Source organism: Variovorax sp. KK3, from assembly GCF_001984055.1.
Lineage (GTDB): Bacteria > Pseudomonadota > Gammaproteobacteria > Burkholderiales > Burkholderiaceae_C > Variovorax.
Genome location: NZ_LYVO01000007.1, coordinates 1 through 26,004 on the forward strand (window position 1 = coordinate 1; position 26,004 = coordinate 26,004).

Consider the following 26,004-nt stretch of genomic DNA (forward strand, 5'->3'; position numbering starts at 1 on the left):
CGGTCGACCGCTGCCTCGGACAGCCGCAGAGTGCGAGCGCGATCCCCGCCGTGGAAGCTCGCGCGCGCGATGCCGCACGCAGCGTCCGCCGCGACGCCCGGCAGCGCCAGGGCGTCGGCGAGGTCGGCCGCCTCGCGTGCGCGCTGCTCAGCTTCGCCGCCGTTGCCCAGGAGCGACGCCGCATAGCTGCACGCCACGAGTGCGCGCGCTCGGATCTCGCTTGGGGTGCGATCGCGTTCGAGCGCGGAGGCGAGCCAGCGGTACTCCTCGACGACGTAGCTGGCGCCGACGCGGTACAGCTGGAGAGGCGTGACGATCGCCATCACGGCGGCGTGATCGTGCAGTTCGGCGCTGCAGTACTCGGTCGCCGTTCGCAGATTGGCATGCTCTTCTCGCACACGACGTGCCCACTCCGTCTCGCGGGGGCTGAAGTACGCCGTCCGGCCACGCTCGGCCAGAGCGCGGAAGTAGTCGAGGTGACGCCGCCTGAATTGCGTTTCCTCCCCAACGTCCCGCAGCCGCTCGATCCCGAACTCGCGAAGCAGGCCGAGCATCGTCAGCCGTGATGTTCCTCCGCTTGAGCCGCCCTGCCGAGTGAGGATCGACTTGTCGACCAGCCCGGTGAGGAGCTCGAAGATCTGCTCGCGCACGATCGCCCCGCCACTGCAAACATCTTCCACCGCATCGACGGTCATGCCGTCGGCGAAGACCGAAAGACGGGTCCACAGCACCTGCTCGGGCGCAGAACACAGCCCGTAGCTCCAGGCCACGGTCGACTCCAAGGTGCGGTGGCGTTCGGGCGTCGTTCGCAACGTGCTCGCGAGCGCGCCGACGGAGTCCTCGAGTCGCTCGAGGATCGTTTCGAGCGAGAAGGCACGCAGCCGCGCTGCGGCGAGTTCGATCGCCAGGGGGATCCCCTCGAGCCGGTGGCAAATTCGGTACAGCAGATCCCGATTGGCGTGGTCGACGGTAAATCCTGGCAGCGCGGCTGCCGCGCGCTCCGCGAAGAGCAGGACCGCGTCCGCGGTGTCGTCGCGGCTCGCAGCCGTTTCATCGGTCTGGGGCGCTTCGAGCGGCAGTATCGGAAACACCCGTTCACCTGGCACGCCCAGCACCTGCCGACTCGTCGCGACCACGCGAAGCTCGGGTGCAGATGCAAGCAGCGCGTGCAGCATCACGGCGACCGGCTCGACAAGGTGCTCGCAGTTGTCGACGACCAGCATCAGGTGCTGTCCGCGCAGCTGCGCGGCGAGGGCGCCGGCGGTCGCGGTCGGAACGTGGAAAAGGCCGAGCCTCGAGCCGATCACCGAAGGGAGCACGTCGCCATCGGTAACGTCCGTAAGGTCGACGAACCATACGCCATCGCGAAAGGCGTGTCGTTGCTCGGCGGCGATCTGCTTGGCCAGGCGGGTCTTGCCGACCCCGCCAGACCCGATCATGGTCAGCAATCGAGTCGTGGGCAGCAGGGCTCGCGCCTCAGCGAGTTCGGCTTTGCGGCCGACGAAGCTCGTCACTTCGGCAGGAAGGTTGCCTTGGTCAGGCGAGGGCATGCTGGCTCGTGTGCCGATAGCACCGCGGGAGTGAGTACGGATGCGGCATCTGCTGCTTACGGCGTGCAGTGGGTCAACATGCGAGTCGGCATTTTATTCGGCACCTTATATTTCGAGTTGATCGTCGCCGCCATCCGGCAAGGCACGAAATCGCTCTTACGGGAATGATGAAGGAGAATCTGATGACAGTTGCCGCACTCGAAGCTTGGCACCCGGAGTTGCGCGAGGTGATCCCGACCACACGATCGTTCACGCTGCATTCGGAGCTCGTCGGCGGTGCCTTCGCAGTCTGGGTGACGGTACCGCCGGGCTACGGCGCTGGAGATGCCGCCTTGCCCGTCCTCTACGTCCTGGACGGCAACACGCAGCTGGCGATCACCGCTCCCACTGGCTCGCTGATGATGCTGCACGAGACCACCCCGATCCGGCCATTCATCCAAGTGACAGTCGGATATTTCGGCGACGATGCGCGAAACTTTTTGAAGGTGCGCAACCGCGACCTCGTGCCGCCGGGCGAGCCGTTCCCTCACCAGATGGCGGCTCATCTGCGGCCGCGCGTCGAGCGGGGAACGCTCAGCGAGGAGCAATACGCTGCGATCATCGCGGACCTCAGCCAGTCCGCTGGCGATCGGTTTCTCGCTTTCATCGAACGCGAGCTCCACCCTCGAATCTGCGAGCGCTGGCGAGTGGATGCCAATGACGTCGGGCTGTTCGGCTACTCTTACGGCGGCCTTTTCGCCATGTATGCATTTGCGACGGCCAGCCGGCTGTTCGCCTTGATCGGGGCGAGTAGCCCCGGCATACTTTCAGAGAAGAGTGAAATTTTCCGGCACTACGATCGCCGCATCGCCGAGCGCGACGACACGCTGCCGCCCCGGCTGCACCTGACGATCAACGACAGCGAGACGAGTAGCGAGTTCGCGCTCTATCGAGAGCTTTCGCGCAACTATCTGGCGCTCGTCGACCGTATCCGCCGCACCCCGCTGCCAGGTCTGCATGCGACAGCCGAGGTGATCCGCGGCGAGACGCATGGCACGGGCATCGTCGACGCGTACCGCAGCTTCGTGCGTTCCTGCTACACGGTGAAGGGGCATGATCCGCGCACCGAGCTCTACTGGCCCGCTTGACGCGAGCGCCTCAGCGCGAACACACGCTCACCAGCACCTTGCAAGGCTCGGTCGGCAAATGGTCGTTGCACTGCTTGGCCGCCGCCTTGCCGGCATCGGGCGATGCGGACGCTATCGCCGCGCCCCACTCACCGAAGTTGCCGGTGGCCAGCGCAGCGCAGGCGCGGTCGAACGAGGTGCGCACCACGCAGGCGCCCGGCCGCCCTGCGGCGCGATCGCATCGGGCGCGCGCGGCGTTTTCCGCGGCGTCGCGGGTGGGTTGGTCGTACGCGTAGCCATACGAGTTTTGAATCGAGGCGATGGCGCCCCAACTGGGGCGCGGGCCGGTCTGCGCGTGTGCGGCACCGGCGAGGACACAGCACGCCAACAGCGTGCGCCAAAGAAAGCGGAATCTATACATCGATCGAAAGGTGAGTGGCGCCGCCATCCATCGGCGCGTCATAACTTGAGCGGCTGCGCATAGCCGGTCATCTCGAGGTACCCGCGCCCGACACGCCGGCCGGCCGCATCGAGCAGGTCGCTCACGCCTTCCCAGTACACACCACCGGTCGAGCCGCGACTGTCGAGTTCCTGGTCGTCGAGCAGGGCCTGCACGGTGAAGGCGCCGGCGGGTGTCTCGATGCGCCAGCGCTGCGGATAGGTGGCGCGGGTGCGCGGGCTGGTCCAGGGCTGCGTGCCCTCGAAGCGCAATTCGTCGGGGCCGAACACGCGCAGCCTGCCGTCGGCGCTGCGCATCGAGCCGCCGAACCAGAGCGCCGAGCCGTCGCGTCGTCGCAGCCGGAAGGCGGTGAGCGCGCCGCCGTCGTCGAGGTTCATGCCGACCCAGTCCCATCCGACCGCGTCGGGATGCATGAGCGCCTCGCTCCACTCGTGGTCGAGCCAGGCGCGGCCACGCACCTCGAAGGCCCGGCCCTGCAGCGTGAGGCGGCCGGTGGCTTCGAGCTGCGGCTCGCTGTAGTAGTAGCTGGCCTGCTCCGCATCGGGGCCCTTGCGCGAGAGGCCCGCCTGCCCCTGCAGCAGCACGGGCTGGGTGGGCGCGAAGCGCAATGCCATGCCGAAGCCGGAGGCGGGCAGGCTGGCCGCGTAGGCGCCGTCCTTGTCGCGCTTGAGCGACCAGTCGCGCAGGCGCAGGTCGGTGTCTTCCTCGCTGGCCGAGGCGATGCCGAAGCCGGCGCGCGCGATGCGCTGGTCGTGCCAGAGCTTGCGGCCCTGCAGGTCGGTGACGGCCGCATGCGCGAAGACGAGCTGCCGCGCCGCGAAGGCCGAGCGCAGCGACTGGGTCTCGTCGACGCGCGACCGGAAAAAGGTCAGCTGGAATCCGAAGGCGCGTTCACCGGCCTGCGCATGGCCGGTGATGTACCACCACTCGGTGCGCAGATCGGGGTGGCTGCCGTAGTCGCGCGGAAACTGCAGCGTGCGCGGCGGCAGGGCCCAGGCGAACCCCGGCAGGCCGCCCAGCAGTGCCAGGAGTGCGCGACGCTGCATCGTCAGGCTGCGAGCGCGTCCTTCACGCGCTGTTCGGCGGCGCTGCAGTCGCCGAAGTTCTGCGCCACCCAGTCGGCGTCGTGATAGCTCGGCAGGTAGCGTTCGCCGGCGTCGCAGAGCAGAGAGAGGATGGAGCCGGCGCGGCCTTCTTCGCGCATCTCGGTCGCGAGCGTCAGCATGCCGACGAAATTGGTGCCGGTCGAAGGCCCCACCTTGCGGCCCAGCAGGCGCGACAAGGCACGCATCGCGGCCACCGAATCTGTGTTGGGCACCTCGATCATGCGGTCCACCAGCGAGGGAATGAAGCTGGGCTCCACGCGCGGGCGGCCAATGCCTTCGATACGTGAGCCGGGCGCGGTCAGCGTGGCATCGCGGGTCGCGTGGTAGGCCGAGAACACCGAGCCTTCTGGGTCGGCGACGCACACGCGCGTGTCGTGGCAGCGGTAGCGCACATAGCGGCCGATGGTCGCGCTGGTGCCGCCGGTGCCTGCGCCCACCACCACCCACGCCGGCACCGGATGCCGCTCGCGCGCCATCTGCTGGAACATGCTCTCGGCGATGTTGTTGTTGCCGCGCCAGTCGGTCGCACGCTCCGCGTAGGTGAACTGGTCCATGTAGTGGCCGCGCTCGCGTCGGGCCAGTGCACGGGCCTCGTCGTAGACCTGGGCCGCGTGGTCGACGAAGTGGCAGCGGCCACCATAAAAGTCGATCTGCGCGATCTTCTCGGGAGACGTGCTCTTGGGCATCACGGCGATGAAAGGCAGGCCCAGCAGGCGCGCGAAATAGGCCTCGCTCACAGCGGTGGAACCGCTCGACGCTTCGACGATGGTCGTGCCTTCGCCGATCCAGCCGTTGCACAGCGCATAGAGAAAAAGCGAACGAGCCAGCCGATGCTTGAGGCTGCCGGTCGGGTGGGTGGATTCGTCCTTGAGGTACAGGTCGATGCCGTGCGCGGCGAACTGCGGCAGCGGCAGCGCGATCAGGTGCGTGTCGGCGCTGCGCTGGTAGTCGGCTTCGATGCGGCGGATCGCGCCGTCGAGCCAGCGTGCGCAGACGGTGGGAGACGTGGTCATGCCTGCATTGTCGCCAGTCGTGCTCACCAGTCTTCCTTCACCGCCAGCACCGCGTCGCGCGAAGCCGCCGCGCGCCCGGCCAGCCATGCGGTGAGCGTGCCGGCCGCCACCACCGCGGCGCACAGCGCGGCCAGGCGCAGCCATGGCACCAGCATGTCCATGCTCCAGTGAAAGCTCTGCGGGTTGACCACGTGCACCAGCACCACCGCGACCGCAAGGCCGAGGCCCAGTCCGGCGGCCGCGCCGATCGCGGTCCAGGCCGCGCCTTCGCCGGCCACCACGGCCAGCACCTGGGCTCGGGTGAAGCCCAGGTGCGCGAGCAGACCGAACTCCTTGCGCCGCGCCAGCACCTGCGCGCTGAAGCTCGCAGCGATGCCGAACAGGCCGATGCCGATCGCCACCGCCTGCAGCCAGTAGGTGACGGCGAAGCTGCGGTCGAAGATGCGCAGCGAGGTGGCGCGCAGCTGGCCGACCGAGGCCATCTCGATCGGCTCGGCCGGGCCCAGCTCGCGCGCGGCCAGCGCGCGGATGGACTGCTGCACTTGGGTGTCCGCCGCGCCGGGGGCGAGCCACACGGCCACGTCGCTCACGCTGCGGTCGCCGGTGAGGCGCTCGAAGTCGCGCGCGTCGATCGTGATGGCGCCGAACTGCCGCACGTAGTCGCGCCACACGCCGGCCACGAAGAAGCGGGCGCGGCCGTCGAAGGCGCGGGCCAGCGGCTCGAAGTCGGCGCCGGGCCTGGCGCCGTAGAGCTCGACCATGGCTTCGCTCACGTAGACGGGGACTGCGCCAGCCGGCGGCGCCAACGCGGCGCCGAGTAGCGGCAGTGCGCGCGAGGCCTCGTCGTCGAGGCTGCGCGAGATCAGCGTGACCGAGGGCCGCGACGGGTCGAGCAGCAAGGCGCGCGTGCGCAGCGTGCCAGTGCGCGCGACGCCGGGCAGGCGGCCCAGCGCCTGCACGAAGGCCGGCGTGAAGGCCGCCTGGTCGCCGCCCAGCGAACCGCCGCCACCGCCGGCGGTGCTGCGCACGTACACGTCGGCGGGCAGCACCACGTCGAGCCAGCGCGTCACCGATTCGCGGAAGCTCGCCACCATCACGGTGAGCGCCACGGCCAAGCTGAGGCTCGCGACCACGCCGCTGACCGCGACCGCGGCGGTGGCGCGCATGCGGCGCGCGCGCTCGATGGCGAGCATGGGCAGCACGCGTCGCGCGAAGAGGGGTGCGAGCCGGTCGTAGAGCAGGGCGATCAGGCCCGGCAGCGCCGCGATGCCGCCCACCAGCAGGAAGCCCACCGACAGGTAGGCCGCCACGGGGATGCCGAACACCGAAGGCGCAGTCGCCAGCGCCGCGCCGGCCACGATCAGCAGCAGCGCGACCCGGGGTGTGCCGGCCTGCGCGTGGGCGCTGCCCAGGCCCTTGAGTGTCTGCGCCTCCGGCAACGACTGCGCCGCGCGCGCGGGCCACCAGCCGCCCACCGCCGCAGCCAGCAGGCCCAGGCCGCCATAGAGCACGGCCGGGCCCCAGCGCCAGTGCAATGTCGGTGCCACGCCATCGAAGTAACCGCCGCCCAGGTCGCCGCCCAGCACGCGCAAACCGAAGGCAGCGAGAGCGGTGCCGAGTGCCAGGCCCAGCACGCTGCCGACCAGCCCGAGCACCAGCGACTCGGCCAGCACGATGCGCAGCCGTTCGCGCGGCGTGAGGCCGAGCACGCCGAGCAGCGCGAACTGTTGCGCGCGCTTGGCGACGCTGAGCGCCAGCACCGAGAACACGAGGAAGGCGCCGGTGAACAGCGCCACGAGTGCCAGCACCGTCAGGTTGACCCGGTAGGCGCGCGAAAGATTGCTCACGCGCTCGGCCGCATCGCCGGGCTCGGCGATCTGGATGTCGGCAGGCCAGCCGGGCGCGGCGCGCAGCTCGCGCATGAACGCAGCGCGGTCCGTGCCGGGCGCGAGCCGCAGGTCGATGCGGCTGAGCTGTCCGGTGCGGCCCAGCAGGTCTTGCGCGGCGCCGATGTCCATCACCGCCAACGCCGCGCCGCCGGCGGCCACCTGGCCGGCGATGCGCAACTCGCGCGTCGCGCTGCCGATGCGCAGGCGCAAGCGCGTCGCGTCCTCGCCGAGCGCGGTGCGGGCTGCGGCGTTGAGGAACACCGTGTCGGCTGCGAACAAGGCGAACCGCTCGGCATCGGCTGCCGGCTTCGGCATCAGGGCGGGGGCGATCGTCGGGAGCACCAGTGCATCGACACCGACGAGTCGCATCGCCACGCGGCGTCCATCGGCAGCGAGTGCCTGGGCCTCCGTTTCGAGCACCGGGCTGGCAAGCTGCACCTGCGGCAACTGCGCGACCCGGCCGAATACCGTCTCGTCGAAGCTGCCCTGCGCCGCTCGCAGCTCCAGGTCGGGCTGCCCGTTGACCGAGCGCACCGCACTCGAGAACTCGTCGAGCGCCGACGCGTTGATCAGGTGCACCGAGAACGCCAGCGCCACGCCGAGCATCACGGCCATCACGGCGGCGGCGCTGCGCCAGGGGTGGTGGCGGAGTTCTTGCCAGGAGAAGGTAAGGAGAAGGGCGCGCATCGGGTTCGATTCTGCGCGCCGCCGCAGCAACGCCCTTTATGTCACGCTGCCGAGGATGGAAGCCGTGCGGCTTCGGCAGCCAGGTGCGCGCGCACCGCGGTGCTGGTGCTGAGTCCCATGGCGCGAGCGTAGGCCGCACGCGCGGCGTCCCGACGTCCGCTCGCGCCCAGCAGATGGGCCCGCGCGGCCCAGTAGGGTTGGTAGCTGGCGACTTCGTCGGCAGGCAGTGCGTCGAGTGCCTGCAAACCCGCAGCCGGCCCTTGTGCGCGCGCCAGGGCGCAAGCCCGGCCCACGTGCGCACCGGTCGAGGGGCGAAGGCTCAGCAACCCGTCGTAGAGCGACACCATGGCCGCGGGTGGGACGGCTGCGCCGAGGCAGCGCGCACAGTGAGCCGACTGGATCGCCGCCTCCAGTTGATAGGCGCCGGGTCTCGCCATGCCGGCCGCGTGCTGGAGCGCCTGCTCGGCGCGAGCCTGCATGTCGCGGTCCCAGCGCCGGCAGTCCTGCCGGTCCAGCGGCACGTAGGCTTCGTCGTCGCTGCGGCGTGCCGCGGCCCGGCTCTCGCAGAACAGCATCAGCGCGAGCAGGCCCTGCGGCTCGGGCTCTTGCGGCATCAGGCCGCACAGGATGCGGCAGAGGTCGATGGCTTCGGCGGTCAGGCCGCGCTGCGTTTCATCGGCGCCGTCGATCTCGTCCCAGCCCGTGCCGTAAGCAGCATAGATGCCGTCGAGCACGTCCTGCAGCCGCTGCGGCAGGTCGCTCGCGCGCGGATATTCGAAGGGGATCCGCGCGGCGCGAATGCGTGCCTTCGCCCGAACCAGCCGCTGGCCCAGCGTGGCCGGTGCCACCAGGAAGGCGCCGGCCATTCGGGTCGCGTCGAGCCCGAGCACGGTCTGCAGCATCATCGGCGCACGTGCCGCCGCATCGATGGCGGGATGCGCGCAGACGAAGAGCAGCCGCAGGCGCTCGTCCGGCACCGCATCGGCACCGGGGTCGGCGTCGGCCGCGAAGGTCTCGGCCAGCGCGAGCAGGGTCTGCGCCGCCTCGTCCTGCACGCGGCTGTGGCGCCAGGCGTCGAGCACGCGGTTTCGGGCCACGCTCAGAAGCCATGCCTCGGGTTGGCGCGGGACACCGTCGATGGGCCAGCGCTCGAGCGCGCGTGCGAACGCATCGGCCAATGCGTCCTCCGATGCGGCGATGTCGCGGGTGCGCGCCGCAATGATCGCGATCAGCCGGCCATAGGACCGGCGCGCGGCTTGTTCGGCCGCTTCGAGCGCTTGCGCTGGCAGCGGGGCGCCGGACACGCTCAGGGCGCGATGAACACCGGCCGCACCTCGACGCCGCCGGTGGTGGCGCAAGGTGCGCGAGCGGCCCATTCGAGCGCGGTGTCGAGGTCTGGCACGTCGATGATGAAGTAGCCGCCGAGTTGTTCCTTGGCGTCGGCGAACGGCCCGTCCTGCACTTGGCGCTTGTCGCCTCGGATGCGCAGGGTGGTGCCGGTCATCGGCGGCTGCAGGCCGTGGCCGCCCTGCGAGATGCCCGATTCGCGCACCGCGCCCACGTAGGCCATCCAGCCGGCCATGTAGGCCTGCGCGTCGGCAGTGCCGCGCTGGTCGAATTCGGATTGGGGTTGGTAGAACATCAGCATGTACTGCATGAGAAAGCTCCCGAGATGGAGATGCCGAGCAGGATCGCTCATGCCCATGACGGTTGGCAACCGGGCATTTCGACAGGGCCTCGCGTCGAAACCTCCACGATGCATCGACCCGCGATTGTTTCCAAATCGATGACACCGCGATTCCAAAAACGAGGGTTTCTACTTAGTCTTCAGTCGCATACTCCATCTCACGGGTCAGCCCTTCCAAAGCAGGCCCGACCGAACAGGACGACCGGTTCGACATCGTTCCAAAGCATCTAGGAGATCATCATGAAGAACACCAAGCTCATCGCCGCCGCCGCTCTCTCGCTGCTGGCCGTCGTCGGCGCCCACGCCGAGACCTACGAAGGCGTTCACCCCCTGACCAACGGCTACAACCGCGCCGACGTGCAATCGCAAGCCGTGGTGGCTGCGCGCAGCGGCAATGCCTACAGCGACGTCGCCAATGCCGGCGTGCAGACCATCGTCTCGACCGCCGACCGCGCCAAGGTTTATGCCGAAGCCGTCGCCAAGGCCCACGACCCGCTGCAAAGCCTGGATCGCCGCGCCTTCTTCCGCGACGAAGTGCCGGCTGCCTACAAGAAGCCGAGCGTGTCCTTCACGCGCCAGGCTGGCCTGTAAACCGCAAGTTGCCCACGCGCTTCGGCGCGCATCGAAGCCGGACCCGCATCGCGGGCCCGGCTTTTTTTCGCCCGCGAGTCACCATGGCGGCATGGGTGGCTCGAACCGCGGCTCGAGGTCCAAGGTCTGCGCTTCGTGGCAACATGGCGCCTCGAATCCCACCGCAGACTTCGCGGTTCACATCCATGACATTTCAAACCAAGCTTTTCATGGCGATCGCCGCGGCGGACGAGACCCTGTGCAACGGCAGCCTCGTCACCAGCAAGCTTCTGGATGCCGGCGGTGCCCTGCCGCCGTTCGTCGACCTCGCCGACGGCTCCACGGTCAACATCCAGGATGGCGTGATCAGCATCGACGACGAGGGCCGTGCCTACGCCGAGCAGGGCGGCGAGCCCATCGTGTGGCGCTTCCGCGCCATGCAGCCACTGACGGCTCAGAACGTGCCGACGATCGACCCGCCACGGCTGAAGGTCTCCGAAGTGGTGGATCGACTGCGCGTGCGCGGCAACAACAACCCGCGCGGCCCGCGCTTCGGCTAGGCGCCGCGCCGCGGCATGGAGCGCGGGGCGGCTCCGATGCCCCGCGTGCGGTGCGGCAAGTTCAGTGGCCGGCCGATGCGGCGCGCTGGCGCACCATGCCCAGCACAGCGTCGATGAAGGGCGTGTCGATGTCCAGCAGGTCACCGATCTCGGCCACTGCGCCGATGATGGCGCCGATCTCGGGTGCGCGGCCGGCTTCCATGTCCTGCAGCATCGAGGTCTTGACCGGCCCGAGCGCGCGCATGCCGGCGATGCGCTCTTCGGTGCGCATGCCCAGGTCGATGCCGAGCGCGTCCGTGAGGCTGCGGGCCTCGTCCATCATGCGGCCGATCAGCTGCGAGACCAGCGGGTCGGCCACCATGCGGTCGATGGTGGCGCCGGTCAGGGCGCTCAGCGGGTTGACGGTGAGATTGCCCCAGAGCTTGAGCCACACCTCGCGGCGGATCTGATCGCTCTGGCGGATCTCCAGGCCCGAGCGTTCCAGCACCGCGACCGCCCGCGCCAGCGCCTGGCCGCCGGCGTCGACCGCCTCGCCCAGTACCAGCCGGCTGTGGCCGCCGGCATGGATCACGCCCTCGTCGTCGGTGTAGGCGGCGATGTAGATCATGCAGCCCACGCACTGGCTGGCCGGCAGGTTGCGCGCGATCTCGCCATGCGGGTCCACGCTCTGCAGGCGCCGGCCGGCGAGGGCGCCGCCGAAGCCCTCGAAGAACCACCAGGGAATGCCGTTCTGCGCCGCGACGACGAGGGTCTGCGGCCCCACCAGCGGCGCTAGGCTGCGCGCACCCTCGGCCAGTGCGTGGCCTTTGAGACAGAGGATCACCAGGTCTTGCGGGCCGAGCTCGGATGCGTCTTCCGCCACGGGCGGATGGTCGTGATAGAGCACGCCGCCCTCGCGCACGCGCAAGCCTTCGCGCCGTAACACGGCCGCGCCGCGCGGGCTGGCCAGCAGCGAGAGTTCGACGCCGCCGCGCAGCAGCCGCGAGGCGATGGCGCCGCCGATGGCGCCGGGTCCGACGAGGGTGATGCGCATCAGCAGGTGAGCGTGTCAGAGGTCGAGGACGAGTTCCGGGGTCAACGCGCGCGAAACACAGGTGCAGATCACCTTGCCGTCCGCCCGCTCGGCCGCGCTCAGCGCGTGGTCGCGGTGATCGGGCAGGCCTTCCAGCACGGGGGTCATGCACATGCCGCATTCGCCGCGGCGGCAATCGTAAAGCGGATCGAGCCCGGCGGCGATCAGTGCGTCGAGGATGCTCTGGTCGGCCTTCACGTCCAGCGTGCGGCCGCTGCCGCGCAGCACCAGGCGGATCGGGCGGTCGTTGGCGAGCGCCACCGCGCCCTTGAAGCTCTCGTAGTGCAGGCGTTCGGCCGGCCAGCCCAGGGCTTCGGCGCGTTCCAGCACGCCGGCGATCAGCCCGCGTGGTCCGCAGACGTAGAGGTGCCGCGCCTCGCCCGGATCGGCAAGCACGGCGTCCAACGGCATGCCGCGCGCCGGATCGCCCTGGTCGAAGTACAGCGTGGCGCCGGGCAGCGCGGCCGCCTCGTCGCGGTACGCCATGCATTCCGGCGCGCGCCATGCAGAGGATGGGCGTGATGCCGATGCCGCCCGCGATCAGCAGGTGCTCGCGCGCCTGTTCGGCCAGCGCGAACTCGTTGAACGGCCCGTCAGCCTCGAGCACGTCGCCGACCGCCAGCGCGTGCATGGCTGCCGAGCCGCCGGTGCCCGCGGGCTCGCGCAGCACGGCGATCTCGTAGCGATCGCGTTCGTCGGGGGTGCTGACCAGCGAATACTCGCGCACGCTGGCCTGCCCGTTCGGCAGCACGAGCTTGAACTTGAGGTGCGCCCCGGGTGTGAATGCAGGCAGGGCAGCGCCATCGCCGCTGCGCAGCTCGATGCGGCGGATGCCCTCGGCAGCGGGCTCGGCCCGCGTCACGATCAATTTCATGGTGCGTTCGTCAGAAGAGGATGAAGGGCCGCGGCGACGGCCAGGAGCGCGCGCTCCTGCCGCGGGTGGCCCACCAGCTGCACGCCGATCGGCAAACCCTTCGGCCCGCGCAGGCCCGGCACGTTGACGCAGGGCAGGCCGAGCAGCGTCCATACGCGGCTGAACACCGGGTCGCCGGTGGCGGACAGCCCTGCAGGCGCCTCGCCCGGCGCGGCCGGCACCAGGAGCGCGTCGAGCCCTTGCATCAGCGCGCCTATGTCGCGCCGGCCTTCTTCCGCAAGAGCAAGCGCGCGGCGGTAGTCGGTCTCGTCGGTGCGACGCCCCGTTTCGAGCAAGCCGTGTAGCGCGGCGCTGAGCTGCTGCGGGTGCTCGCGCCATTCGGCGTCGAGCTGGCGCGCGGCCTCCCAGGCCATCACTGTCTTTTGCGCGTCGAGCAGCCCGGCGGTCGGTGCCGGCAGTGCCACGTCGCGCAGGCTCGCGCCGGCCACGCCGGCGAGCTTCACTGCCTGCTCGAAGGCGGCGGCGCCGCCGGCATCCGCGGCCGGCCATTCATGGGTGCAGCAAACGCCTAGCCGCAGCGCGCGCGGCGCAAGCGGCTGCAAGGCCTCGAAGTCGATCGCCGCCATCGCGCAGCGCATCAACTCCAGGTCGTCCGCGCTGCGGGCCAGCCAGCCCAAGGTGTCGAGCGATGGCGAGAAGGGCTTGATGCCTTCCAGGCTCACCTGGCCGAAGCTCGGCTTGAGCGCGAACACGCCACAGTACGAAGCCGGTCGAATCAGCGAGCCCGCGGTCTGCGTGCCGAAGGCGACGGGCGCCATGCCGTTGGCCACCGCGGCGGCCGAGCCGCTGGACGATCCGCCCGGCGTGTGGTCCAGGTGATGCGGGTTGGCGGTGGGGCCGGGCTGGAAGTACGCGAACTCGGTGGTCACGGTCTTGCCCATGACCACCGCGCCGGCCTGGCGCGCGGCAGTGACGCAATGCGCATCGGCCGTGGGCCGAAAGCCTTCGTAGATGGGCGAGCCGTAGCGCGTCGGCAGGTCGGCGGTGGCGATGATGTCCTTCACGCCCAGCGGCACGCCGCCCAGCAGGCCGTGCACGCCGCGCGCATCGAGCGCGCGTGCGGCCGCCAGCGCGCCGTCGGCGTCGAGATGTTGCCAGGCATGAATCTGCGGCTCGCGTTCGGCGATGCGTTCGAGCGCGGCGCGCACGGCCGCCTCGGCGCTGAGTTCGCCTTGCGCCAGCGCGCGGCGCAGCGCGACGGCCGTCATCGATTCATAGCCTTTCATGCCAGCACCCCCGCTTCACGCAGCGCGGCGATGTCCGCATCGCTGCGCCCCAGCAACTCGCGCAGCAGTGCATCGCCGTGCTCGCCCACGCCGGGTTCGCGCGCGACCGTCGCAGCGCCACCGCTCGCGAATCGCGCCGGCTGCGGCACCATGCCGATCTCGCCGAACACCGGATGCGCCACGCGCTGCTCGATGCCGCGTTCGCGGGCCTGGTCGGAGGCCATCGCCTGCGCCAGGTCGTGCACGGGGCCGGCCGGGATGTCGAGCGCACGGCAGCGCGCCACGGCCTCGTCGACGCTGAGCGTTGCGAACCAGTCCGCGATCGACGCACGCAGCTCGGGCTGATGCGCGCGCCGCGCGGCGCCGGTGGCGAAGCGTGCGTCGGCTGCCAGCTCGGGCCGCGCCATCGCCTCGCACAAGCGCGCGAACAGCGCATCGGTCGGCACCACGATCGTCAGGTGCCCGTCGCGGGCCGCGAAGCAATCGACCGGCACGGTCACCGGGTGGCGACTGCCCACGCGCCCCGGCGCGCGGCCGGCTGCGCGCAACTGGGCCAGGCCCGTCATCTGCAGCGACATCATGGCGTCGAACATGGCGAGGTCGATGGTCTCGCCGGTGCCCGTGTGGTGGCGCGCCTGTAGCGCCGCGAGCACGGCCCACGACCCGAATAGCCCGGTCCACAGGTCGCTGATCGATTCGCCGGTCGCGGTGGGCGGGCCGTCGGGGTCGCCGGTCAGCGACATCAGGCCCGACATGCCCTGGATGATCAGGTCGTAGGCCGGCATGCCCGTGGCCGGGCCCCGCTGGCCGAAGCCGGAGATGCTCAGGTACACCAGCTTCGGGTTGATGGCGCGCAGCGTCTCGGCGTCGACGTGCAGCCGCTTCGCGACGCCGGGACGGAAGTTCTCCACCACCACGTCGGCCGTAGCCGCCAGCTCCGCCACGATGGCCTGCGCGCGCGCATCGCGCAGGTTCAGCGCCAGGCTCTTCTTGTTGCGGTTGATCAGCGAGAAGTACACGCTCTCGCCTTCGAGGAAGGGGCCGAAGCGGCGCGCGTCGTCGCCTTCCGGCGATTCGATCTTGATCACCTCCGCGCCCAGGTCGGCCAGCAGCGCCGTGCAGTACGGCCCCGAGAGCACGCGCGACAGGTCGATCACGCGCAGGCCCGTCAACAGTCCCATGTGTCGTCTCCTTTGATCAGAGTGAAGGCAGGTCGAGCGAATGCCGCCGCGCAGTGTCGATCGCCTCCGGATACCCGGCATCGGCATGCCGCATCACGCCGCTGGCCGGATCGTTCCACAGCAGCATCTCCAGCCGCCGCGCGGCATCGTCGGTGCCATCGGCCACCACTGCCATGCCGGCGTGCGTCGAATAGCCGATGCCCACGCCGCCGCCGTTGTGCACGCTGACCCACGATGCACCGCACGATGCATTGAGCAGCGCATTCAGGATGGGCCAATCGGCCACCGCGTCGGAGCCGTCGCGCATGCCCTCGGTCTCGCGGTTGGGGCTGGCCACCGAGCCCGAGTCCATGTGGTCGCGGCTGATCGCCACAGGCGCCGACAGCTCGCCGCGCGCCAGCATCTCGTTGATGGCCAAGCCGGCGCGGTGCCGCTCGCCGAGGCCCAGCCAGCAGATGCGTGCCGGCAAGCCCTGGAACTTGACGTGCTCGCGCGCCAGCGACAACCAGCGCTGCAGGCCCCGGTCGTCGGGGAACAGTTCGGCCAGCCGCGCATCGGTCTTGTAGATGTCCTCGGGGTCGCCCGACAGCGCGACCCAGCGGAAGGGCCCCTTGCCGGTGCAGAACAGCGGCCGCACGTAGGCGACCACGAAAGACGGGAACTCGAAGGCGCGCGCCACGCCGGCATCGAAGGCCACCTGCCGGATATTGTTGCCGTAATCGAAGACCGGAATGCCCATGTCCTTGAAGGCGAGCATGGCCTCGACATGGCGTGCGATTGACTCGCGCGCCGCCGCTTCGACCGCGGCCGGGTCGGCGGCACGCGTCGCGTTCCACTGCGCCTCGCTCCATCCGGCCGGCACGTAGCCGTTCTGCAGGTCGTGCGCGGCGGTTTGGTCGGTCACCACGTCGGGCCGCATGCCGCCGGCCTGCGCGCGCCGCACGAGTTCGGGCAGCACCTCGGCCGCGTTGCCCAGCAGGCCGACCGACAGGCCCGCGCGGCGTTCCTTCGCGTCGGCCACGAGCGCGAGCGCCTCGTCGAGGTCGCGTGCCTGCCGGTCGAGGTAGCCGGTGCGCAGGCGCATGTCGATGCGGCTCTGCCGCGCCTCCACCACCAGCACCGCGGCGCCGGCCAGTCGCCCGGCCAGCGGCTGCGAGCCGCCCATGCCGCCGAGTCCGGCGGTCAGCAGCCAGCGCCCCGTGAGCTCGCCGCCGAAGTGCTGGCGCGCGACCTCGCAATAGGTCTCGTAGGTGCCCTGCACCGTGCCCTGGCTGCCGATGTAGAACCACGAGCCGGCCGTCATCTGGCCGTACATCATCAGGCCCTGCTTGTCGAGCGCGTTGAAGTGTTCGGCGGTGGACCAGCGCGGCACCAGGTTGGCGTTGGCGATCAGCACACGCGGCGCACCCGCGTGCGTGCGGAACACGCCGACCGGCTTGCCCGATTGCACGAGCAGCGTCTCGTCGGGCGCGAGTCGTTCCAGGCTCGCGACGATGTTGTCGAAGGCCTCCCAGTTGCGCGCGGCCTTGCCGATGCCGCCGTAGACCACCAGGTCCTCGGGCCGCTCGGCGACTTCGGCGTCGAGGTTGTTCATGAGCATGCGCAGGGCGCCTTCGATGCCCCAGTTGGCGGTGTGGAGCTGGGTGCCGCGCGGTGCGCGCACGGTGCGCGGAACGGCGGCGGAGGGAAGGCGGTCGTTCATGAGGCGTCTCCCGATGCGAGCAGCACGCTCTTGCCGGTGGTGCCGCGGCCTGCCAGGTCGCGCAACGCCAGCGGCAGTTCGCCGAAGGGGTAGGTGCGACCCGGCGCCACGCGGATCGAAGCGCGGGCATGCAGGTCCAGCAGCGCGGCGACCGAGCGCTCCACCTGCGGCAGGCTCCAGTCGTGCGACCAGTAGACGCCCAGGGCCGACAGGTTCTTCAGCAGCAGCTTGTTGGCCGGTATCTGGGGAATCTGCCCGCCCGAGAAGCCCACCAGCAGCAACCGCCCGTTGCGCGCGATGCAGCGCAGGCTCTGCAGCGTGGCGTCGCCGCCGACGCTGTCGACCACCACGTCGGCGCCGCCGTGCTCGCGCACGATGTCGCTCCACGCGTCTTCCATGCTGACCACCTCGTCGGCGCCGGCCGCGCGTGCGGCGTCGAACTTCTTGCGCGAGCCGACCAGCGCGATGGACCGTGCGCCGGCCGCGCGAACGAGTTGCAGGCAGGCGAGGCCCAGCCCGCCCGCGGCGGCATGCACCAGCACCGTCTCGCCGGGCTGCAGGTGGGCGCGATCGTGCAGCGCGATCCACGCGGTGGGCCAGACCACCGGCAGCGTCGCGGCGGCCGCGTCGTCGAGCGTGTCGGGCACGCGGATGGCCATGGTCTCGCGCACCAGCGCGTAGTCCGCGAAGCCGCCCCATTCGACCTTGCTGCAGATGCGGTCGCCGGGCTGCAAGGTGCTGCCTGCGGGCGCCTGCACCACGCGGCCGGCGATCTCCTGTCCGGCCGCGAAGGGCGGCGGCGGGCGCACCTGGTAGCGGCCCTCGACCATCAGCAGGTCGGAGAAGTTGAGCGCTGCGGCCGACACCTTCACGAGCAGCTCGCCCGGGCCCGGCACGGGCCGTGGCACGTCCAGGCATTGCAGTGCGTCGATGCGGCCGGGCTGGTCGATGACCCAGGCTTTCATGGTGCTTGTCTTCATGTTCATGGTGTGGTCTTGAATGAGTCGGGGTCGAGGATTTCGGCCATCAGCGGCTGGCACTGAAACCAGCCGAAGTCGGGCGTGCCGATCTGCGCCGCGAGCGAACGGGCCTGCGCGTCGGGAATGCGGTGCGGCTCGCCCGCGGCTTCGGCCAGCAGCTGGATGCGGCAGCTGCGCTCCATGAGCACGAACCACCACAGCGCCTCGTCGACGGTGCGGCCGACGGTCAGCAGGCCGTGGTTGCGCAGGATGGCGGCCTTGTGCGCGGCCAGCGCGACGGCGATGCGCCGGCCTTCGTCCATGTCGACCACCAGGCCCATCGGCTCGTCGAACACCACGTGGTCCTCGAAGAAGGCGCACACGTCCTGGTTGATGGTCGCGAGCGGACGGCCGAGCGACGCGAAGGCGCTGCCGTGCACCGGATGCCCGTGGGCCGCGCAGGCCACGTCGGGCCGTGCGCGGTGGACTTCTGCATGGATGGCGAAGGCGGCCGCATTGATGGGCGCGCCTTCGACCACGGCGCCGTCGTGCCGCACCAGCGAGAGGTCTTCCGCACGCATCGCGCCCCAGGGGCGGCCGAACGGGTTGACCCAGAAGTGATCGTGCAGCAGCGGGTCGCGCGCGCTGACGTGGCCGGCCACGCCGACGTCGAGGCCATGGCGCGCGAGCAGGCGAAAGCCGGCCGCGAGCCGCGTCTTCGTTTCGTCGCGGCGTGCCTCTGCCGGGCCTTCGCGCGGACGCGCGGCGGGCTCGAATGCGATGGGGTTGATCGCGTTCATGCGAGCACTCCAGGGCTAGAATAAATTTTCAACATGTCGCTACCTCTCCGTGCCACCTGACCAAGGCGATCGAACCTCCGGCGAAGGCAGTGCCGAGCTCCGTGCACCCGACTTCTCGCTGCGCCAGCTCTCGTACTTCGTCGCCGTGGCACGGCACCAGTCGCTGCACAAGGCCGCCGATGCACTGCACGTTTCGGCCCCGGCCGTGTCGGCCGCCATCGCGCACCTGGAGACCACGCTCAACGTCCAGCTCTTCCAGCGTCGCCATGCGCGCGGCCTGGTGCTGACCGAGACCGGCAGCGCCTTCGCGGTGGAATGCCGCAACCTGCTGCTGCAGTCGTGGGACATCGGCTCCGGCCGCCTCACCGACAGCCGCGAGATCCAGGGCCACGTGCACCTGGGTTGCCTGTTCTCCTTCGCGCCCTACGTCATTCCGCCGCTGATGCGCCAGATGGCCGACCGCTTTCCGAAGGCGCGGCTCTTCTGGCACGAGGGCCATCACGAGTACCTGCTCGAAGGCCTGCAGACCGGCGCCTTCGACCTGGCGCTGATGTACGACTTCGAGGTGCCCTCGGGCATCGAATGCATTCCGCTGCGCGCCGCGCCGCTGCAGGCCGTGCTGCCGGCCGGCCACCCGCTGCTGCGCCGCAGCCGGCTCACGATGCGCGAGCTCGCCACCGAGCCGCTGATCCTGCTGGACCTGCCGCGCACGCGCAACTACATGCTCTCGGCTTTCAGCGCCGATGGCGTGGCGCCGCGCATCGCGCATCGGGTGTACAGCATGACGATGCTGCTGGGGCTGGTGGCCAATGGCCATGGCTTCTCGCTCCTGAATTTCTGTCCGCCCAACACGCATTCGCGCGAGCTCGAATCCACGCTGCGCACGCCGAACCTGGTGCTCGCGCATTCGCATCGCTATCGCTTCACGCGCATCGCCGCAGCGGTGGGCGAGATCGTGACGGTGCTGGCCGAAGAGCTGGCTTTCAGGGCCGACTGAACGGCGGCCGCAGCGGCGGCAGTTGCCGACGGACGCTTGCAAGTCAGGCATCGCGTCGGCTCTCATGACGACCAGTGCAGTCCTACTGCTTGGGCGCAGCAGCCAGTTCGAACTTGCCCGCCTTCACGGTCAGCATCACCACGCTCTCGGGCCGTGTGCCGAAGTGGTCGTCCGGCGCGTAGGCGTAGAGGGCCGTCACGCCGACATGGTTGCGCGTGGCCTCGAGGGCGTCGCGCACCTGCTCGGGGCCGGTGCCGGCCTTGCGGATTGATTCCATCAACAGCATCGCCGCGTCGTAGCCATTGCCGGCGAAGGTGGCGGGCAGCTTGCCGTACTTCTTCTGGTAGTCGGCGACGAAGCGCTCCACCACGGGCTTCTGCGTGTCGGACGCGGGCAGCGACTCGGTCACGTAGAGCTTGGACGAGGGCAGCATGACGCCGTTGGCGGAGTCGCCGGCCAGGCGCAGGTAGTTGAAGTCGTTGGCCGAGTGCGCCAGGTACAGCGGTGTCTTGATGCCGAGCGCGCGGTGGTTCTTGGTCGAGATCGCCAGGCCCGGCCCGGTGGCCCAGACCACGGTGGCCTGCGCGTCGGAGGCGCGGATCTTGGTGAGCTGCGGCGAGATGTCGGTGTCGGCATTGCCGAAGGTCTCGCGCGCCACGATCTGCACGCCGAAGTCGCCGACCAGCTTGTCGAGCGCATCGCGGCCGCTGGTGCCGAAGGCCACGTCGGAGTGCAGCACCGCGATTTTCTTGATGCCGCGCGCCTGCATGTCCTTGAGCATGGCGGTCTGCACCACCACGTCGGTCAGCGGTGCGAGGAAGACGAAGCGCTTCTGCTCGGGCGGCAGCACGATGCCGCGCGAGGCGCCGTTTGCGATCATCGGCACCTTGGCCTTCTCGACCGTGTCGGCCACCGCGAAGGCCGAGCCGCTGCTCATGGGGCCGACGATGGCGACCACCTTCTCCTGCTCGATGAGCCGCTTGGCGCCCGAGACGGTCTTGGTGTTGTCGCTTTCGGAATTGACGTTGACGAACTGCACCTTGCGGCCGGCGATGCCGCCCGCCGCGTTGACCTGCTCGACTGCGAGCATGGCCCCTTCGAGGCCGGGCTGGCCCAGCGATGCGATGAAGCCGGAAGTCTCGAGCAGGCCTCCGATCTTGATGTCCTGCGCCTGCGCGCCGGCGGCCAGGACGGTGGCGATGACGAGGGCTGCGAAGCGTTTCATGGGGAAGGTCCTTCGTGGTTGATGATCAATGGGTGCCGACGCCGTGCAGTGCGCGTTCGAAGTGCGCGACCGCGGCCTGGAAGATGCCGCCGCCGATACGGCCGCGCCGGCCGTGGCGGTCGAGGATGCCGAGCGCGACCACCGGCGCCTTGCCGGTCTTCAGCACGGCCTGCGCCGAGAGCCCGAAGCGGGCGTTCGATTGCGTGAAGGCCGGGTGCGGCTTCCACAGCAATGCGCGCGCGAGTTGGTCGGCGGGCTCCGGCAGGAAGGCGCCCAGCGCCTCGCGCTGCGCGGGCGAATGGCCGAAGGCCATGGCGCCCAGGCCGAAGGCCTCGACGAGCGCGCTGTCGCCGATGGCGGGCAGCCGGTCCGCGGCATCGATGCCGGCGTCCAGCCGGCCGTCGGGCGGGGAGGAGGGCGCCAGCACCCAGTGGCCCGGCCGCGCCGCGAGCTGCAGGCCCATGTGCACGCCGTTGCCGCCCATCGCGGTGACGACCGTGCTGCCTTCGACGCCTTCGGCCGCGCCCAGCATGCACTTGACCGCGGCCATCCAGAGGTTGAGGAAGAAGCCGGGCGACTCGGCCAGATAGCCGCTCGCCTGCGCGGGCAGCGGCGCCAGGGCCTGCGCCAGCAGCGCGGTGGCGGCCACGGTGCGGCCGTGTCCGTCGTCGCCTTCGGCAAGCGCCCGGTCGGCGATGGGCAGCAGGTCGATACCGCTGCGGCAGCGCTCGCGCAGCGCATCGGCGAAGGCGCCGTTGAGCCAGCGCAGATGCGCGACCACCTCGGGGCCCGGCAGGCCGAGCCGAAGGGCAGGCCCGCTGCCACCGTTGAGCGGCGCGAATGCGGGGCGTGTGTGGCCGGCCGCATCGTGCACGACCTGCACCTGCTGCGAAGGCGAGAGCACCGAAGCCAGCGGCACGGCGCAGCGGTGGTCTTGCGCCGGTGCGAGTCGCACGTCGCCGAGGGCCAGCAGCGCCAGCGCCTCGTCGCGGTGGTGCGCCCAGCCTTCGAACACCACCGCCGCCGCCGCCGAATTGGCCACGGGCGCCGGCACGGCCGAGGGCTGCTCGAAGGGCGGCCCGGCATGCAGCACCGTGCGCGGCGGGAAGGCGACGACCTCCGCCGCCGGCCGCAGGTCGACCAGCCGCGGCTGCACGCGCGCGATCGCGCCGAAGGCTTGCTCGTCCTGCTCGCTCGTCATGCGACCGCCGCCACGGGTTCGTTGGCCGCGGCCGCCGCTTCGTCGCCGTCCCAGCCCAGGTAGGCCTGGGTGATGTCGGGCCGGTCGAGCAGTTCGCGGCTGCGGCCCTGCGCCACCACCTTGCCGTTGACCAGGATGTAGGCGCGGTCGGTCACCTGCAGCGCGGAGCGCGCGTTCTGCTCCACCATCAGCACGGTCACGCCCCGCTCGGTGAGGCGCGGCAGCGACTCGAGAATTTCGCGCGACACCTGCGGCGCCAGGCCGAACGAAGGCTCGTCCAGCATCAGCAGGCTCGGCTTGTTCATCAGCGCGCGGCCGATGGCGAGCATCTGGCCTTCGCCGCCCGAGAGCGTGCCGGCCTGCTGATCGAGCCGTTCGCGCAGGCGCGGGAAGAAGTCGAGCACTTCCTCCAGCGCGGCCTGCATCTCGGCGGCGGCGCGGCCGAAGGGAAAGAGCAGTTGCGCGAGGCCGGCCTTGCGCACCTGGGCGTAGCGGCCCACCAGCAGGTTGTCGCGCACGCTGAGCGCGGGAAAGAGCGCGCGGCCTTCGGGCGCCAGGCTGATGTTGAGGCCGGCACGCGCCTCCATCGGCACGCCGGCCAGGTCCTGGTCCTGGAACAGCAAGCCGCCGCCGCTGGGCGCCACGGCGCCGGCCACCGCCTTGAGCAGCGTCGACTTGCCTGCACCGTTGGCGCCGATGAGCGCGACGATCTCGCCGCGCCGCACGTCGAGGCTGACCGCATCGAGCGCGATGAGCCCGCCGTAGCGCACGCTGAGCCGGTCGATGGACAGCAGCGGCGGCGCGTCGGGTGCCTCGGCCGCGGCCGGGCGTGCGGTCACGGCCACGTCGGTGTGACCCAGGTAGGCCTCGATCACCGCCGGGTTGGCGCGCACCTCGCCGGGCAGGCCGCGCGCGATCATGCGGCCATGGTCCAGCACCACCATGCGCTCGGCCAGGCGGCCGACGAAGCCCAGGTCGTGCTCGACGAAGACCACGGTGGTGCCGTTGCGGCGGATGCGCAGGATCACCTCGACCAGCAGGTTCTTCTCCAGCGTGTTGAGGCCCGCGCCGGGCTCGTCGAGGATCAGCAGCTCGGCGCCGGTGGCCAGCGCGCGGGCCACCGCCAGCAGGCGCTGCTGGCCCGCGGTCAGCAGCACGGCCGGTGTGTCGGCCAGGTGGCCCAGGCCGACCACCTGGAGATGCTTGAGCGCGTCTTCGCGCAACTGGCGCTGCACGCGTTGCGCGCGGCCGATGCCCAGCAGGCCGTCGAGCACGCCGCTGCCGCTTCTGGCCACGCCGGCCGCCATCACGTTCTCGCGCACGCTCAGGCTTCGCAGCACCTCGGCGCCCTGGAAGGTGCGCACCAGGCCGCGGCGGTTGACTGTCTCGGGCGGCAGGCGATCGATGCGCTCGCCTTTGAAGCGCACCTCGCCGGTGTTGGCCGGCACTGCGCCGGAGATGACGTTGAGCATCGTCGACTTGCCGGCGCCGTTGGGGCCGATGAGCGCGAGGATCTCGCCGCGGCGCACGTCGAAGGACACGTTGTCGAGGGCCTGCAGGCCGCCGAAGCGGCGGCTGACGCCACGCACGTCCAGGAGGATCTCGGGGCCGCTCATGCTGCATGCTCCTTCGAAGCCGGTGCCGGGAACACGCGCCGGTACGCATCGGCCAGGCCCGCCAGCAGCCCGCGCGGGCAGTAGATCATCACCACCACCAGCAGCACGCCGTAGATCACCACGTCGTAGCGCCCGAAGGGCTTGAGCACTTCGCTGATCAGCACCACGAAGAACACGCCGAAGAGCACGCTCCAGGTGCCGGCGAAGCCGCCCAGCGCCACGATCAGCAGCAGGCGGATCGAGAAGCCCACGTCGAAGGGCCCGGGACTGATGTAGCCCAGCCAGTGCGCATAGAGCGCTCCGCCGAGGCCGGCATAGGCGCCGCTGAGCGCCATGATCTGCCGCTTGAGCCGCGCGCTGGCGATGCCGATGGAGCCGGCCACCGATTCGTTTTCGGCCACCGTGCGCATGCTGAGGCCGGCCGGCGAGCGCACCAGGTTGTGGGCCAGCACCATGCCGACCAGGCAGACCAGCCACACCAGCGGGTACATGGCGAAGTCGGTGTTGAGCGCGAGGCCGCCCAGGCGCAGCGGATGGATGTCGGACACGCCGTCCTGCCCGCCGGTCAGCGAGCGCCATTCGACCAGGCCGACGTGGACGATGATGCCGAAGGCCAGCGTCGCCATCGCCAGGTGATGGCCGCGCAGGCGGAACACCAGCCAGCCGATGGCCCAGGCCGCCAGCGTGGAGAGCGCAGTGGCCAGCAGCATCGACAGCCACGGGTCCAGCCCCAGCGAACGCGCGGCCAGCGCCGAGCCGTAGGCGCCGAGCCCGACGAAGGCCGCGTGGCCCAGCGAGATCTGGCCCGTGTAGCCCATCAGCAGCGACAGGCCCAGCGCCGGCAGCGCGAACATCGCCGCCACCACGAACAGGTTGACGAGGTAGGGGTTGCCCAGTGCATACACCGCGGCCAGGAACAGCGCCATGAGCGCCAGCTTCTTGCTCATCGCTTCACCGTGCCCATCTCGCCGAGCAGGCCGCCCGGACGCAGGAAGAGGAAGGCCAGCAGCATCACGAACGCGATCGCGTTCTTGAAGCCGGAGCTCAGGTAGCCGGTGGCGAAGGCTTCGAGCAGCCCGAGCACCAGGCCGCCGAGCGCGGCGCCGATCGGGTTGCCGAAGCCGCCGATGATGCAGGCCACGAAGCCCTTGATGCCGAGGAACACGCCGCTGTCGTACTGCATCAGCGCGATGGGCGCGACGATCACGCCGGCGATGGCGCCGGTGAGCCCCGACAGCAGGAAGCCGATGCCGCGCATCACGCGGGTCGGAATGCCCATCAGGCCCGCGGCCTGCGGGTCCATGGCGCAGGCGCGGTAGGCGCGGCCGAGGTAGGTGCGCGTGTAGAACACGTAGAGCGCCACCATCAGCAGCGCGGCACTGCCGAGGATCCAGAAGGCCTGCGGCGGTACCGTCACGCCGCCCAGCTCGATCGGCGTTTCGCCCGAGAAGGCCGGCAGCGGTTGCGCGTCGGTGCCCCACACCAGCACCGCCACGCCCTGGAAGGCCACGCCCACGCCGATGGTGATGATGATGCCGCGCATCACGTCGTTGCCCGCGGGCCGGATGGCGATGCGCTCGGTGAGCACGCCCAGCAGGCCCACGCCCAGCACGGCGCCGATGATGGCGACCGGCAGCGAGGCGCCGAAGCCCAGCAGGCCGACCGCGCCCAGCGCGCCCAGCATCGACGCGTCGCCCTGCGCGAAGTTGACGATGCCGGTGACGTTGTAGACCGCCGTGTAGCCGATGGCGATGAGGCCGTAGATGCAGCCCACCACCAGGCCGGAGGCCAGGTATTGGAAGAACTCGGTCATGACGCGTTTCCTTGCGCTGCCGCGGGCGCCACCTGCATCCACGATTCCGAAAAGGCCAGGAAGGCCGTGCTCTTCTTCGTGTCGGCGAAGTCGCGGATGGCGATGCGGCCGGCCAGCGGCTTGCCGTTGATCGTGACCTCGGCTTCCTCCGCGTCGATGAAGAGGCTGTACATCTGGTGCGCCTTGGTCGGCCCCTTTTCGGCCGGCATGTCGACCGCGTAGGGCTGGCCCAGGCCGCCCCAGGTCATCACCACCTCGAAGCCCTCGGCGCGCACGATCTCCTGGTAGCGCGAGCGCGTGTCGCCGGCGCGCTGCACCTCGGTGGCGGCAACGTAGGTGATGGCGCCCACGCCCGGCGAGACGCGGAACGAGGCGAAGCGCGAGAAGAAGTTGTCGACCAGGAAGCGGGCCAGCGCCTCGTTGTCGCTGACGCAGAAGTTGTGCACCTCGGGCAGGCCGCTCGCCACGTTCGGCTGGTCGAGCACCAGCACGCCGCTGCCCATGCCGTAGGGCGAATAGACCACGCGGAAGAAGGTGGCCAGGCCGGTCCAGGGGCCGTCCTGCTCGTGCTTCAGGTAGATGCCGGGGTTCTCGCCGGTCCAGTCGACGCGGCCCGGATGGATGGGGGATGGCATGGAAAGCTCCTCGTG

Annotated in this window: 23 protein-coding genes and 1 pseudogene; 4 read left to right on the forward strand and 20 right to left on the reverse strand. The window is 70.4% G+C overall.

The window, feature by feature from the left end:
* Positions 1-1,550, reverse strand: a 1,550-nt coding sequence (locus tag B0W80_RS05165; RefSeq protein ID WP_076998045.1) for a hypothetical protein, incomplete at its 3' end; no start/stop codon positions are given.
* Between the two features lie 182 nt (positions 1,551-1,732).
* Here B0W80_RS05165 and B0W80_RS05170 point away from each other — a divergent pair.
* Entirely contained in the window at positions 1,733-2,677 is a 945-nt protein-coding gene (locus tag B0W80_RS05170; protein ID WP_179106836.1) for an alpha/beta hydrolase, read from the forward strand.
* 10 nt (positions 2,678-2,687) lie between these two features.
* On the opposite strand, the gene B0W80_RS05175 is transcribed toward B0W80_RS05170, so the two are convergent.
* The 6 genes from B0W80_RS05175 to B0W80_RS05200 are packed head-to-tail and all read right to left on the reverse strand — an operon-like array spanning position 2,688 to position 9,468.
* Complete coding sequence (locus B0W80_RS05175) at positions 2,688-3,104, reverse strand: DUF4189 domain-containing protein (protein ID WP_179106837.1); 417 nt, start codon at positions 3,102-3,104, stop codon at positions 2,688-2,690.
* An 11-nt stretch (positions 3,105-3,115) separates the two neighbouring features.
* Positions 3,116-4,162: a lipocalin-like domain-containing protein gene (locus tag B0W80_RS05180; RefSeq protein WP_076998047.1), complete on the reverse strand. Its 1,047-nt coding sequence runs from the start codon at positions 4,160-4,162 to the stop codon at positions 3,116-3,118.
* A 2-nt stretch (positions 4,163-4,164) separates the two neighbouring features.
* The gene (locus B0W80_RS05185; RefSeq protein WP_076998147.1) at positions 4,165-5,235 is read right to left on the reverse strand and encodes a PLP-dependent cysteine synthase family protein; all 1,071 of its coding nucleotides are present in this window, start codon (positions 5,233-5,235) and stop codon (positions 4,165-4,167) included.
* Between the two features lie 23 nt (positions 5,236-5,258).
* On the reverse strand, positions 5,259-7,811 hold the full coding sequence (locus B0W80_RS05190) for an FtsX-like permease family protein (protein WP_076998048.1): 2,553 nt from the start codon (positions 7,809-7,811) through the stop codon (positions 5,259-5,261).
* Positions 7,812-7,852: 41 nt separating this feature from the next.
* Positions 7,853-9,115 (reverse strand): RNA polymerase sigma factor, encoded by a 1,263-nt coding sequence (locus B0W80_RS05195; RefSeq protein WP_256856492.1) that lies wholly within the window; start codon positions 9,113-9,115, stop codon positions 7,853-7,855.
* Between the two features lie 2 nt (positions 9,116-9,117).
* Complete coding sequence (locus tag B0W80_RS05200; protein WP_076998149.1) at positions 9,118-9,468, reverse strand: YciI family protein; 351 nt, start codon at positions 9,466-9,468, stop codon at positions 9,118-9,120.
* Between the two features lie 270 nt (positions 9,469-9,738).
* Here B0W80_RS05200 and B0W80_RS05205 point away from each other — a divergent pair, with 270 nt between their 5' ends.
* Both B0W80_RS05205 and B0W80_RS05210 read left to right on the forward strand, forming a co-directional pair.
* On the forward strand, positions 9,739-10,089 hold the full coding sequence (locus tag B0W80_RS05205) for an alpha/beta hydrolase (protein WP_076998049.1): 351 nt from the start codon (positions 9,739-9,741) through the stop codon (positions 10,087-10,089).
* A gap of 185 nt (positions 10,090-10,274) precedes the next feature.
* Positions 10,275-10,628, forward strand: a complete 354-nt coding sequence (locus B0W80_RS05210) for a hypothetical protein (RefSeq protein WP_076998050.1) — start codon at positions 10,275-10,277, stop codon at positions 10,626-10,628.
* 61 nt (positions 10,629-10,689) lie between these two features.
* Here the strand turns inward: B0W80_RS05210 and B0W80_RS05215 are convergent, their stop codons facing one another.
* The 7 genes and pseudogenes from B0W80_RS05215 to B0W80_RS05245 form a co-directional block, all read right to left on the reverse strand.
* On the reverse strand, positions 10,690-11,661 hold the full coding sequence (locus B0W80_RS05215; RefSeq protein ID WP_076998051.1) for a ketopantoate reductase family protein: 972 nt from the start codon (positions 11,659-11,661) through the stop codon (positions 10,690-10,692).
* A gap of 15 nt (positions 11,662-11,676) precedes the next feature.
* Positions 11,677-12,574, reverse strand: a pseudogene (locus B0W80_RS36475) (2Fe-2S iron-sulfur cluster-binding protein).
* The gene (locus tag B0W80_RS05225; protein ID WP_076998052.1) at positions 12,571-13,860 is read right to left on the reverse strand and encodes an amidase; all 1,290 of its coding nucleotides are present in this window, start codon (positions 13,858-13,860) and stop codon (positions 12,571-12,573) included. The pseudogene B0W80_RS36475 and the gene B0W80_RS05225 overlap by 4 nt, the downstream one beginning before the upstream one ends.
* Entirely contained in the window at positions 13,857-15,041 is a 1,185-nt protein-coding gene (locus B0W80_RS05230) for a CaiB/BaiF CoA-transferase family protein (RefSeq protein ID WP_076998053.1), read from the reverse strand. The genes B0W80_RS05225 and B0W80_RS05230 overlap by 4 nt, the downstream gene beginning before the upstream one ends.
* Before the next feature lie 16 nt (positions 15,042-15,057).
* Entirely contained in the window at positions 15,058-16,743 is a 1,686-nt protein-coding gene (gene hutU, locus B0W80_RS05235) for a urocanate hydratase (protein WP_076998054.1), read from the reverse strand.
* Positions 16,740-17,729 carry an NADPH:quinone oxidoreductase family protein gene (locus tag B0W80_RS05240; RefSeq protein WP_083745190.1) on the reverse strand — a complete coding sequence of 330 codons (990 nt, stop codon included), beginning with the start codon at positions 17,727-17,729 and terminating at the stop codon, positions 16,740-16,742. Before B0W80_RS05240 ends, hutU begins: the two co-directional genes overlap by 4 nt.
* Positions 17,726-18,502, reverse strand: coding sequence for a class II aldolase/adducin family protein (locus tag B0W80_RS05245; protein ID WP_076998055.1), 777 nt, complete (start codon positions 18,500-18,502; stop codon positions 17,726-17,728). The genes B0W80_RS05240 and B0W80_RS05245 overlap by 4 nt, the downstream gene beginning before the upstream one ends.
* Positions 18,503-18,551: 49 nt before the next feature.
* Between B0W80_RS05245 and B0W80_RS05250 the strand changes: the two genes are divergently transcribed.
* The gene (locus B0W80_RS05250) at positions 18,552-19,499 is read left to right on the forward strand and encodes a LysR family transcriptional regulator (RefSeq protein ID WP_076998056.1); all 948 of its coding nucleotides are present in this window, start codon (positions 18,552-18,554) and stop codon (positions 19,497-19,499) included.
* A gap of 82 nt (positions 19,500-19,581) precedes the next feature.
* Here the strand turns inward: B0W80_RS05250 and B0W80_RS05255 are convergent, their stop codons facing one another.
* The 6 genes from B0W80_RS05255 to B0W80_RS05280 are packed head-to-tail and all read right to left on the reverse strand — an operon-like array spanning position 19,582 to position 25,989.
* Positions 19,582-20,724 carry an ABC transporter substrate-binding protein gene (locus tag B0W80_RS05255; RefSeq protein WP_076998057.1) on the reverse strand — a complete coding sequence of 381 codons (1,143 nt, stop codon included), beginning with the start codon at positions 20,722-20,724 and terminating at the stop codon, positions 19,582-19,584.
* 25 nt (positions 20,725-20,749) lie between these two features.
* Positions 20,750-21,925: a DUF1116 domain-containing protein gene (locus B0W80_RS05260; RefSeq protein WP_076998058.1), complete on the reverse strand. Its 1,176-nt coding sequence runs from the start codon at positions 21,923-21,925 to the stop codon at positions 20,750-20,752.
* Positions 21,922-23,541 (reverse strand): ATP-binding cassette domain-containing protein, encoded by a 1,620-nt coding sequence (locus tag B0W80_RS05265; RefSeq protein ID WP_076998059.1) that lies wholly within the window; start codon positions 23,539-23,541, stop codon positions 21,922-21,924. The genes B0W80_RS05260 and B0W80_RS05265 overlap by 4 nt, the downstream gene beginning before the upstream one ends.
* The gene (locus tag B0W80_RS05270; RefSeq protein WP_083745191.1) at positions 23,538-24,488 is read right to left on the reverse strand and encodes a branched-chain amino acid ABC transporter permease; all 951 of its coding nucleotides are present in this window, start codon (positions 24,486-24,488) and stop codon (positions 23,538-23,540) included. The genes B0W80_RS05265 and B0W80_RS05270 overlap by 4 nt, the downstream gene beginning before the upstream one ends.
* Positions 24,485-25,354: a branched-chain amino acid ABC transporter permease gene (locus B0W80_RS05275; RefSeq protein ID WP_076998060.1), complete on the reverse strand. Its 870-nt coding sequence runs from the start codon at positions 25,352-25,354 to the stop codon at positions 24,485-24,487. Before B0W80_RS05275 ends, B0W80_RS05270 begins: the two co-directional genes overlap by 4 nt.
* On the reverse strand, positions 25,351-25,989 hold the full coding sequence (locus B0W80_RS05280; RefSeq protein ID WP_076998061.1) for a hypothetical protein: 639 nt from the start codon (positions 25,987-25,989) through the stop codon (positions 25,351-25,353). Before B0W80_RS05280 ends, B0W80_RS05275 begins: the two co-directional genes overlap by 4 nt.
* Positions 25,990-26,004 lie beyond the last annotated feature (15 nt).